Origin of the sequence: Paracoccus sp. M683, from assembly GCF_007096355.1 — a bacterium.
GTDB lineage: Bacteria > Pseudomonadota > Alphaproteobacteria > Rhodobacterales > Rhodobacteraceae > Paracoccus.
Window position 1 is genome coordinate 1 of sequence record NZ_VKDF01000033.1, and the last position, 9,394, is coordinate 9,394.

At 59.8% G+C, this 9,394-nt stretch carries 10 protein-coding genes; 4 read left to right on the forward strand and 6 right to left on the reverse strand.

Translation table 11 applies throughout. The annotated features are described in order from the left end of the window. The first annotated feature begins 263 nt into the window (after nucleotides 1-263). Both FNJ84_RS21185 and FNJ84_RS21190 read left to right on the forward strand, forming a co-directional pair. Nucleotides 264-515 carry a hypothetical protein gene (locus tag FNJ84_RS21185; protein WP_143795193.1) on the forward strand — a complete coding sequence of 84 codons (252 nt, stop codon included), beginning with the start codon at nucleotides 264-266 and terminating at the stop codon, nucleotides 513-515. Next, nucleotides 478-675, forward strand: coding sequence for a hypothetical protein (locus tag FNJ84_RS21190; RefSeq protein WP_143795194.1), 198 nt, complete (start codon nucleotides 478-480; stop codon nucleotides 673-675). The genes FNJ84_RS21185 and FNJ84_RS21190 overlap by 38 nt, the downstream gene beginning before the upstream one ends. A gap of 209 nt (nucleotides 676-884) precedes the next feature. On the opposite strand, the gene FNJ84_RS21195 is transcribed toward FNJ84_RS21190, so the two are convergent. From FNJ84_RS21195 to FNJ84_RS21220, 6 genes are all read right to left on the reverse strand, one after another. Then, complete coding sequence (locus FNJ84_RS21195) at nucleotides 885-1,703, reverse strand: hypothetical protein (protein ID WP_143795195.1); 819 nt, start codon at nucleotides 1,701-1,703, stop codon at nucleotides 885-887. Nucleotides 1,704-1,837: 134 nt separating this feature from the next. Continuing rightward, the gene (locus FNJ84_RS21200; RefSeq protein ID WP_143795196.1) at nucleotides 1,838-2,611 is read right to left on the reverse strand and encodes a hypothetical protein; all 774 of its coding nucleotides are present in this window, start codon (nucleotides 2,609-2,611) and stop codon (nucleotides 1,838-1,840) included. After that, a complete protein-coding gene (locus tag FNJ84_RS21205) occupies nucleotides 2,611-3,474 on the reverse strand; it encodes a hypothetical protein (protein ID WP_143795197.1) in 864 nt (287 codons plus the stop codon). The genes FNJ84_RS21200 and FNJ84_RS21205 overlap by 1 nt, the downstream gene beginning before the upstream one ends. 119 nt (nucleotides 3,475-3,593) lie before the next feature. Then, a complete protein-coding gene (locus tag FNJ84_RS21210) occupies nucleotides 3,594-4,331 on the reverse strand; it encodes a hypothetical protein (RefSeq protein ID WP_143795198.1) in 738 nt (245 codons plus the stop codon). 2 nt (nucleotides 4,332-4,333) lie between these two features. Beyond that, nucleotides 4,334-4,879: a DUF4123 domain-containing protein gene (locus tag FNJ84_RS21215; RefSeq protein WP_221932029.1), complete on the reverse strand. Its 546-nt coding sequence runs from the start codon at nucleotides 4,877-4,879 to the stop codon at nucleotides 4,334-4,336. A gap of 44 nt (nucleotides 4,880-4,923) precedes the next feature. Continuing rightward, the gene (locus tag FNJ84_RS21220; RefSeq protein WP_143795200.1) at nucleotides 4,924-6,975 is read right to left on the reverse strand and encodes a type VI secretion system Vgr family protein; all 2,052 of its coding nucleotides are present in this window, start codon (nucleotides 6,973-6,975) and stop codon (nucleotides 4,924-4,926) included. Nucleotides 6,976-7,533: 558 nt separating this feature from the next. Between FNJ84_RS21220 and FNJ84_RS21225 the strand changes: the two genes are divergently transcribed. Together FNJ84_RS21225 and FNJ84_RS21230 are read left to right on the forward strand one after the other, a co-directional pair. Further along, nucleotides 7,534-7,932 carry a hypothetical protein gene (locus tag FNJ84_RS21225; protein WP_143795201.1) on the forward strand — a complete coding sequence of 133 codons (399 nt, stop codon included), beginning with the start codon at nucleotides 7,534-7,536 and terminating at the stop codon, nucleotides 7,930-7,932. Continuing rightward, nucleotides 7,929-9,239 carry a relaxase/mobilization nuclease domain-containing protein gene (locus FNJ84_RS21230; protein ID WP_143795202.1) on the forward strand — a complete coding sequence of 437 codons (1,311 nt, stop codon included), beginning with the start codon at nucleotides 7,929-7,931 and terminating at the stop codon, nucleotides 9,237-9,239. The genes FNJ84_RS21225 and FNJ84_RS21230 overlap by 4 nt, the downstream gene beginning before the upstream one ends. Nucleotides 9,240-9,394 lie beyond the last annotated feature (155 nt).

Consider the following 9,394-nt stretch of genomic DNA (forward strand, 5'->3'; position numbering starts at 1 on the left):
AGCGCGCCGAGCGCTTGAGCAATTTGAGGGCTCCGCGCCCGGCGCGCTTGCGCCGGACGGCGAAGCCGAATACCCAAATCCAACCTGCAGACTCTCGTTATGAACGAGGGACCAGCAGGGGGCAGGTCACAGCGCCCCGCTAAAACGGGGAGGATTACCCCCTGGCTCGACACCTTCCGCTGGGTCTTCATCGCCCTCGCGCTGGCCGGGATCGGCCTGACCGTCTACGCCCGGCTCGACGACTGGAAACGGGGGCGGCGGTGATGGGTGCGCTGTCTGTGCTGAAGGCATCACGCCGGATGCAGCGCCTCGCCATCGGAATCGCGCTGATCGGCGCGGTCCTCCTCTTCCTCCTCAACCTGCGGCGGGCAGGTGAACAGGCCGGGCGTGCCGCCGAGCGCCTGCAAGACATGGAAAGGACAAACGATGCGTTGCAACGGATGCTGGAGGCCGGGGCGGATCGGCCCCGCGATCGCGATGACCTGGCTGAGCGCCTGCGGGGCGGGCGGTTCTGAGCAGGGCGGCGCGGTCTGTCCGCCGGTAGTCGAGTATCCGACGGCGGTGCAGGAAAAGGCGGCGGCGGAACTGGACACGCTGCCCGAGAATACCACGCTGGTCGGGATGATGGCGGATTACCATGTCCTGCGGCGGCAGGCGCGGGCTTGCCCTTCATAGGGGGCATAGGCCGGGTGGGTTCTGATCCGCCCCGCACGGCCCGGGATTAACGATGTCAAAAAGCGGCAGGGACTCGGTACAAATCGATCATGACATGAGTGTCGCCGCCTGTCGCGCACGGAAATGGGCACAATTGTGCATGCGGTAAAGGATCACCGGTTTGCGTAGTATTCGTGTGATCCGCATCCGGCGGCAGATAAGACGAGCGCTTATCCGTTTCTCACCAGATCCAGAGCGGGCTCCAACGCCGGTTCGATCTGCTGGATCCTGTCGATGATCTCGGTGAACCATGGCTGCGCCTGCCACGATCCCGCCGGAACCGTCCAATCCTTGAGGATCGCGAAGCTGGTTCGCATCAGGGGATGGTCGATCTCTGCCGTTGCCAGCCCCAGCCGCGCGCGCGCCCGGATGAATGCATAGACCGAAATCGGCCAGAGGTGATGGGCCTCGTTGACCATTTCAAAGCCCTGGAACCACGACATGTCGGGGTTGTCCTTGTCGGCCTGCAACGTGGCCATATGCGCATCGCAGAGCTGCCCCCCCCATTCTGCGGCTTTGACAGGATCGGGCTCGGGCAGACCGATCCGCGCGCAGTCCAGCCAGAAGCGGTCGGGCGGGATATGGAAACTTTCCCAGTCGATGACCTCGCCGCGCATGACCGCAAGCATCTCCAGAGCGAAGACGCTGAGCTTGGCAGGGGAACCGAAATAGCCAGTGGACTCAGGAGAGCTGGGGACAAAACGGCCAGAGGTGACAACCCCCATCGCGATCTCGCGTGTCGGCTCGATCAGGTCCGCTCGGCTGGTAGCCATCAGTTCCAGCAGGTATTCGCCATAGTCTGATAAACGAGGGGGCTTACGATGCAATTTACGGTCGAAATCGTTCTTCTCAACAGCAAAGCCCAAAAACCTACTGCGTTGAGAGAAGTCGAGTACCTCGCCCCTTAATTTTCTGGACGCGGCTACCCAGTAGGAAAAATTCAACAAAGCATCATCGCCTGTGGCCAGCGCAAGGGTAGGTATGCTCACCAAGGGTCCATAATCTGAAGGGTCCGTGAGCTTACGAAGCCCATCCGCTATAAAGTCCTCAACAGCTACCAGATCAGACAATTCTCCTTGGTAAATCTTAAGAAGTCTCATAAGAGGCCGTTCATCGTACGATTTCATTGCCAAATTTCCAAGATGATCTCGCCGGATTGATTTCCAGACTGGTCAAGTTCAACCTTCGCGAGAAGTTTTGTCACGCTATTCTGTTCAAGCGATGTTTTCAGACCATCGATCGCCTCTCGGTGATCAATCATGTCTTCCCAGGTGCGACCGGTCTTTTGCCCGCTATTTCTCGCCTGACGCGCCCTCCTAATACCTCTCTCGACCGTATCAATCTGATCCTCTAAATAGCTATCGCCCTTCTGCGCCTCGCTCAACGGCGGAAAGGGCAGATCACGGCCCATCCTCGACTTGACCTCAATGACCACATGATGCGGGGCCGGTGGCCTCGGCGCTATGATCGGCACGACCGCATCCAGTCCATGCCCGGACCGGTTCTGGATCTGCAGCGCATCCCCGAAGGTCATGTCTTTCATATCGAATTCCAGCGACTGCCCACCCTTGGTCACGGTGAACTTCTTCGACGGAACCTTGCCTGATCGCAAGGCCCTGAGAACCGCGTCCTCACCAAACCTGCCGACCGCGCCCGAGAGGTTGAACAGGAGCTTTGCGCCACCGGTCTGAATGGCGTCGTTGATCTTGAGCATTTCCTCGTTCGATCCGACGACCGTTCGGAAGTTCGCCTTGGTGCCGGGCGGGCCCTCGATCGCGATTTCATACTTGTTCCGCATGTTCGGGTATTTCTGAAAGCTGAACTTGAAGCCGGCTTTCTTCAGATCAGCAGCAAGAGAAACAAGCGTCGCGGCACGGATCTTGTCGTATTTGCCCATCAGCGTCTCTCCCAGACTTCGACCTCGTTGGCGTCAGCCGGTTGCATCATGGCACCAGGATCGCCATAATTGACGCCGGCCGGAATGATCGCGAGCGCGCGCCATTTTCCTTTCACGCCGACGGCGATATTGATCATGCTGTAGGCTGTGCGCATGGCCTTTTCGCCGTCAGAATCGCCAAGTGTGCGGCCAAGGAAGGCCGCCGCCTCCTCCAACGGGTTGATGCCGTTATCCTTATCACCCCCGATGAAATCGGTATAGGTCTGGACCGCGTCCGAAGCCTCAATGGCCAGCACCACCAATGCTGCGGCACGCAGCGCAAAAGTTCCCGCCCCGACGACCGCACCGACACCGGATACAAGCGCAAGGGCCGTCAGCCCGATCATCGCCGCATCGAAAGCCGTCTTTGCCCATTGCGAGAAATTCTGCTCGATCTCGATCGCCTGTTTCATGCGGACAGCAAGCTGGCGCAGTTCGGCATCGGTGAAGTCTTCGTAGCGCTTGTCGACCATCAGAACCAGCTTGTTCACTGACCTGACAATGTTCGAAGGAAGGGTGGCGACAATCCCCGGCTCGTAGTTTTCATAAAACCAGGGATCGTTGGAAACATGGTCCGTCAGACCATACATCGCGGTATAGGCCGTGCCGACATCACTGGAGAAATCCATTTCGTAATACCAGTCCCGCTCGATTCCGGGCGAGAAGAGCATGGCGGTCTTGATGCGTTCTTCGCGGCCATGCTGATCCTCAAAGGCCTGCATAAAGCGCATCCAGAATTTCAGGAGAGGCGATCCCTTCTGCGCAATGATATCCTCCATCAGCAATCCCACACCTGGATCGCGAAGACCAAGAATCCGGTCCATATCTCCCAGCCCGTCGGTCGGGTCGGCGGCGAAACACACATCCGTGCCGCAGACCCCGGTCGGGCAGTCAGCCGGGTCGCTGTCCTGATAGTTCTGGGCGGGTTCAAGAGGTTCCACGATCAATTCTCCCGCTGATGAGTTTCAGGGCCGAATGCGGCATTCAGTGCCGATGCGATGCGCCGAGGATCGGCACGGTCATAGGTCGACATCCAGCCGGGATGCATCGGGTCGACAAAGAACCGCAAACCAAGCGCTTCGGCGATCAGGACATGCCGTACGATCAGAGCTTGATCCTGCAGGCCAAGATTCCACGCATCCGCGTAAGCGGCATTGATGAAGGCGCGCATCTCGGCGTCGCCGGCCGTCCCACCCCGCTTGCGGTGAGAGGTCGCAAGCAAGTCGAGCGCCCTAGTCCAACCATCAGCATCGGATAGTGGCCTGGATAGCAGCTCGTCGCCAATCCTGCGGACATCCGCGAGATGGTCGTGCTCCCAATAGGGCGACATCCGCGCCAGCAACTCGCCGATCGATTTGTCGTCTTCGATCCGGCGCGCTGCGGCCTGGCGCTCACAGCAGGCGGCGATACCCGGGAAGCGCGGATCGGACAGCACGCCCGCTCCAAGTACCAGGCGCGCATAGGCGACGCGCATGGACAGAAGCGCACTTGGGCGCCGAAGCCGCTGGGTTTCCTCATAGGCCTCGCCGACGACATTTCGCGCGGCGTCATGGGCTTCGATCTCGCCCATTCCCACGAAGCGCGCGCGGAACCGGGATGTCAGCTCATCGGCCCCGGTATCGAGGAAGTCCTCGAACTTGCCCGTGCGCAGGCTCTGAAAGATCTCGTCGGTCAGCTGCATTGTCAGATCACGACGGCGCCTTTGCCGTCCTCCGTCGCAACGATCAGTGCAGCGATCCCTTGCAGGAACTCGCCATATTGCCGGGGTGGAAGAGACGGGATGGTCCGGCGCGCCACTTCGGGCGAATAGAAGCGGAAAATATACCAGCGATCCTCAGCCGGATCATAAAGCTGGGTGAATTTCCGAAAATGCTGTCTCATCCTCGTCAGATCATGGGTGCTGCGAAGCCAGACGCCCCAGCCCTGCCCCCAGCCTTCCCGGATGAGCCAGTCGGCAGCGCGGGTGCGGTTTTCGACCCTGACGAGATAGGGCGCATGCCTGGCCAGACGATCAGCCGAGGCCCCTTGATACAAGGATGCGTATTCCGCACCGAAGCCCTGCAGGACGGTTTCGATGTCAGGCCTGCGAGCCGCTTCGATCAGGATATAGGTATGAAATGCGGTTTCAGTCGCATCGCCGGAAATGACCACGGCATTCCTGCCTCTCGGACGAACCACACCGAAGAGCAGCTGATTCAGGGCATCAGCGACATTCCCTTCGAGCGCCACGCGATGCGCCAGTTCACGCCTCGTTGCCGAATTCCGCATTGCGTTCACTCTTCCGTCAGCTTGCGAACGCATATCTGGGCAAGCTCCAGACCTTCATTGACAGCGCTTTCCAGGCTGGCGATCTGGTCGGGGGCGCCGCTGCTGATTTCGACCGGCGCCTTCAGTTCAATCTTCACAGCACGTATGACGACGCCAGACGGATTGATCTCGATGGTTCCGCCAGGGCCACCGATGATGAACTTGTCCTTCGCGTGCAGCACCTGAACCCGGGAATGCTGGAACAATTTCGATCCGACCAGAACTTCGGATTCGCCCTCCACCTTCATGTAATGATGCGCGCCAACCTCCTCCTGGTGATTGGCATGGGTATATTCCACGCGGTGATTATTGACGTAGTCAAAGCTGTCCTTCGTAACTTCGCGCTCTGCGTTTCTGCGTACGAATTTCCGCTCGTCCCGGGAAATCGTCTCGACATGGTCGCGGCCGACATCGATCTGCTTGTCCCGACCGATCCGTTCCTTCTGATCGACACCGACTACCTTCAGGCGCATGTTGCCAATCCGATGCGATTCGTCGTTTTCGATGACGGTGTTGTGGTCTTTCTGCGCATGCATGAAGACCTCTTCGCGGCCTTTCTCGTCCTCGAAGCGGAATTCGTTATATCCGTCGCCCTGATGTGTGTCGGACTTGAAGGTGCTGACCGTCTTGTTCGCGGGCAGAGGGTACGGCGCCCCATTCTTGCCATTATAGACGCAGCCGATGACCAGCGGCTTGTCGGGATCGCCTTCGAGAAATTCGACGACAACCTCCATGCCGATGCGGGGGATGACCATGCCGCCCCAGCCCGCGCCCGCCCAGTTCTGGCTGACACGGCAGCGCATGGAATAAGCGTTCTGAAGATCCCAGTGGAAGCGCACCAGAATGCGGCCATATTCGTCGCAATCGATCTCGCCCTCACCGACCACCTCGGCGGTCTGCGGGCCCTGCACCACGGCCAGAGGCGTGCGCTTGGGCGGGGCCATCGGTGCGGTGTCGGGCATCAGGGTGTAGCTGCCGGTAAAGGCATAGCCGTCGCTGCCCTGACCGCCCGAGCCATAGGCCTCGCTGACGAAGTGATGCGAGGCGCTGAGACACAGATAGGTCTCGCCCGAACCCGGCACCTTGTCGCCTGACAAGGTCATCCGCATGCCCGCGCCAAAGCTCACACAGTCGCCGACCGCCCGGTTGCGGCGGTCCGCGCCGCGCTCCTGCTCGGTGCGCAGCCCCGCGACCAGCCGGCCCACATCCTGCGCCAGATAATCGCCGGGATAGTCGAAGCTCTCGATCTGGCCCTGCGCGTAAGCGGCGTCGCCCAGTCGGTCCACTTCCATTGCCTGGGTCGGCCTCTTGAAGTTGTAATCGACCAGCCGCACCGCGCCCGTGGTCACATTCCGTTCCGGCGCCCAGTCCCAGAAGTGTTCCTGCTCATACTGGTGATGACCGTCATAGCGCTTGAACGGACGCGGCCCGATCTCGTCATGGGCCAGCACGTCGTTGGTCAGCACCAGCGTATGGCTGCCCATCGCGTGCTTGAAATGAAAGCTGATCCCGTGACGCTCCATCTGCCGGCGCGCGAAATCCAGATCGCTCTCGCGGTATTGCACCGTGTATTCGAGGGTCGGATAGTCCTTCGACAGGCTGATCTCCAGCGCCGGATCGCCAAGGGACGCATAGTCCGACAGCAGTTCCTGCAGGATCTCGATCACGGTCTTGTTGTGAAAGATGCGCTGGTTGCGGCGGCGCGAGGCCAGCCAGAACCAAGGCCGCAGGGTCAGGTCATAGCGATGGCCGTTCTCGCCCACGCCAGCCCAACGGGCGCTCGTGACGATGCCATCGAAAGGCCGCATCTGCTCGTGGGCCTCGATCTCGACCGTGGCATGGGTGCCAACGAGCGCGTCGAAATCCAGATCGTCGCGGGTGGCGAGGGCTTCGACGCGGTATTCGAAGAGGTCGTTGAGATGATCGCTACCGTCGAAACGCAGCAGCGCGAGAACGTCGGGACCGAGCTCCGTGGTCAACCGACCCAGCCGCTCGGCCTGCTTGAAGGGAGCGTTCATCGCGCCTCCGACTCGAAATCAAAAACCTACAATCGCGGTCGTTTATACAGCGTTCAGGTGGGGATGAACAGCGCCCGGGGCACCATGCGATGCCGTGACGCGCTGGCCTTTGCGCGCTTGCGCATGTTGCTGAGACGAATCGCACGGTGGCGTGCCATAGTTGTCGGGACCAATGTGAGAGCCGATCCGACGCAAGGTTCGTTTGAACCGCAGTGCTGATCCGGGACGTCCCGTCTCCCATCGCGGCATCTTTGTCGGCCGCTGCCTTTCGCTGCCCGCTCCTGCCTCACTTATGCGTGCGGTTGCAGTTTTTAGTGTCTGGTATTGATGTGGCGTTGATGTAGACGTGCTATTGGCCGGTGGTATGTGAATACCATCTGCCAATCTGTTTGATTTTGCGTAATTTTTTGGTTGCGGGGGCTTGCAACCAACTTAAATTGCTGATCTTCGCGCCAGACTTCTCGGCATGGCGTTACGCTTCCTAAGCGGTTGAAACTATGATGCAATCGCTCAGGAAAGTTGTTTTCGCCGTCATGCCGGGTCCGAAAGGAACCCGACATGAAAACCGAGTTCAATACGCATGGAAGCCGGGGAAAGCGTGAAGCGCCCTTCTCGCTCAGACTGACATTCGAGGAACGTGCCAAGCTGGAGGACGCCGCAAACGGCGTGCCGCTTGGCAGCTATATCAAGGCGGTGCTTTTCGGCAGCGGCTTGCCTAAAGTTCGGCGACGGAACACGCAGCCGGTCAAAGACCACGAGGCCTTGGGCCGCGTGCTGGCCACGCTTGGACAGTCACGTCTGTCTGCGAACCTCAACCAAATGGCGCGAGCCGTGAACACAGGCACCCTGCCGGTGCATCCCGAAACGGGGGCAGACCTTCGCCGTGCCTGCAGCGAGGTCCACGAGATGAGAACCGCTCTGCTCGAAGCCTTCGGCAAGGACGGGGGTGCGTCATGATCTTGAACGGCAATGAACGCGGCAACGCGAAGGAGCTAGCGCGCCATCTCCTGAACATGCGCGACAACGACCACGTCGAGCTGCATGATCTGCGCGGTTTCGTCTCCGACGACCTGCACGGTGCGCTCCTGGAAGCTGAAGCTATCTCCATGGGGACGCGGTGCGTCAATCACCTGTTCTCCCTCAGCTTGAATCCACCTGAATACGCGGATGTGCCTGACGAGACCTTCGAGAAAGCCATCGAGAGCATCGAAGCGGGGCTTGGCTTGCAAGGCCAGCCCCGTGCGATTGTCTTCCACGAAAAGGCGGGCCGACGCCACGCACATGCTGTGTGGTCGCGGATCGACTCTGAGGACATGAAGGCGATCAACATCTCCTTCTACAAGAGACGTCTGACCGGCATCTCCAAGCAGCTTTTCTTAGAAAACGGATGGCCGTTGCCGGAAGGTCTTCAGGACTTCCGCAAGCGCGATCCGCTAAAATTCTCGTTGCACGAATGGCAGCAAGCCAAACGTACCGGTCTCGACGCCAAAGAGACGAAGGCTTTGCTTCGTGAATGTTGGAACGCCTCCGATACGCGGCAGAGTTTCGAGGTAGCGCTGAGAGAAAAGGGATTCTGGCTCGCGCAAGGCGATAAGCGAAGCTACGTCGCCATCGATTGGCGCGGCGAGGTTTACTCCCTCTCACGCGCTGCCGGGGTCAAGAAAAATGAGTTAACTGCACGGCTCGGCGACATGAGGGAGCTTCTCTCTGTCGAAGAGACCAAGGCGTATATCGGCGGGCAGCTGACGCCCAAGATCAAGGAATGGGCACAGGAAGCGGAAACGCGCGCCAAGCAGTTGCGGCTGTCGATCACTTTCCAGTGCGAGCAGGCCGTTCAACGGCAACGCGGCGAACGTGACGCTCTGCGCAAGAAGCAAGAAGAACGCTGGAAGATCGAAGAAAAGGCTCGGGCCTCACGGACACCGCGCGGCATTCGAGGTCTCTGGGGCTGGATCACCGGCAAGAATCGGAAAATCAGAGAGATCAACGAGGCAGAGATCAGGCAGGCGAAGGCGCGCGACCAGATCGAAAAGCACGTGCTGATCAGACAGCAGATCGCAGAGCGGCGGCGACTTCAAAGAACCGCCGACCGTGTGCGCAAACACCTGCAACATACGCTGTATGGGCTCGCAGCCGATATGGCGCTCGCCATCATGATGGGACGCGTGCCGGAAGCGGCGCAGCGAAAGCAAGAGAACGGCAAGCGCCAAAAGGATCGCCGCAGATCGCGCGATCAAGGCCCGGATTTTGAACAGAACAAGTAATAGGAGTAACAAGCCATGAGACACATGACCTGCCCCCTGCTGGTCCCTCGTTCATAACGAGAGTCTGCAGGTTGGATTTGGGTATTCGGCTTCGCCGTCCGGCGCAAGCGCGCCGGGCGCGGAGCCCTCAAATTGCTCAAGCGCTCGGCGCGCTT

What these genes read in the sequence shown, in the direction of transcription:
- FNJ84_RS21230 (WP_143795202.1), top strand. Translation starts at nt 7,929, where the DNA reads ATGATCTTGAACGGCAATGAACGCGGCAACGCGAAGGAGCTAGCGCGC.
- FNJ84_RS21190 (WP_143795194.1), top strand. Translation starts at nt 478, where the DNA reads ATGACCTGGCTGAGCGCCTGCGGGGCGGGCGGTTCTGAGCAGGGCGGC.
- FNJ84_RS21220 (WP_143795200.1), bottom strand. Translation starts at nt 6,975, where the DNA reads ATGAACGCTCCCTTCAAGCAGGCCGAGCGGCTGGGTCGGTTGACCACG.
- FNJ84_RS21200 (WP_143795196.1), bottom strand. Translation starts at nt 2,611, where the DNA reads ATGGGCAAATACGACAAGATCCGTGCCGCGACGCTTGTTTCTCTTGCT.
- FNJ84_RS21225 (WP_143795201.1), top strand. Translation starts at nt 7,534, where the DNA reads ATGAAAACCGAGTTCAATACGCATGGAAGCCGGGGAAAGCGTGAAGCG.
- FNJ84_RS21205 (WP_143795197.1), bottom strand. Translation starts at nt 3,474, where the DNA reads ATGGACCGGATTCTTGGTCTTCGCGATCCAGGTGTGGGATTGCTGATG.
- FNJ84_RS21210 (WP_143795198.1), bottom strand. Translation starts at nt 4,331, where the DNA reads ATGCAGCTGACCGACGAGATCTTTCAGAGCCTGCGCACGGGCAAGTTC.
- FNJ84_RS21185 (WP_143795193.1), top strand. Translation starts at nt 264, where the DNA reads ATGGGTGCGCTGTCTGTGCTGAAGGCATCACGCCGGATGCAGCGCCTC.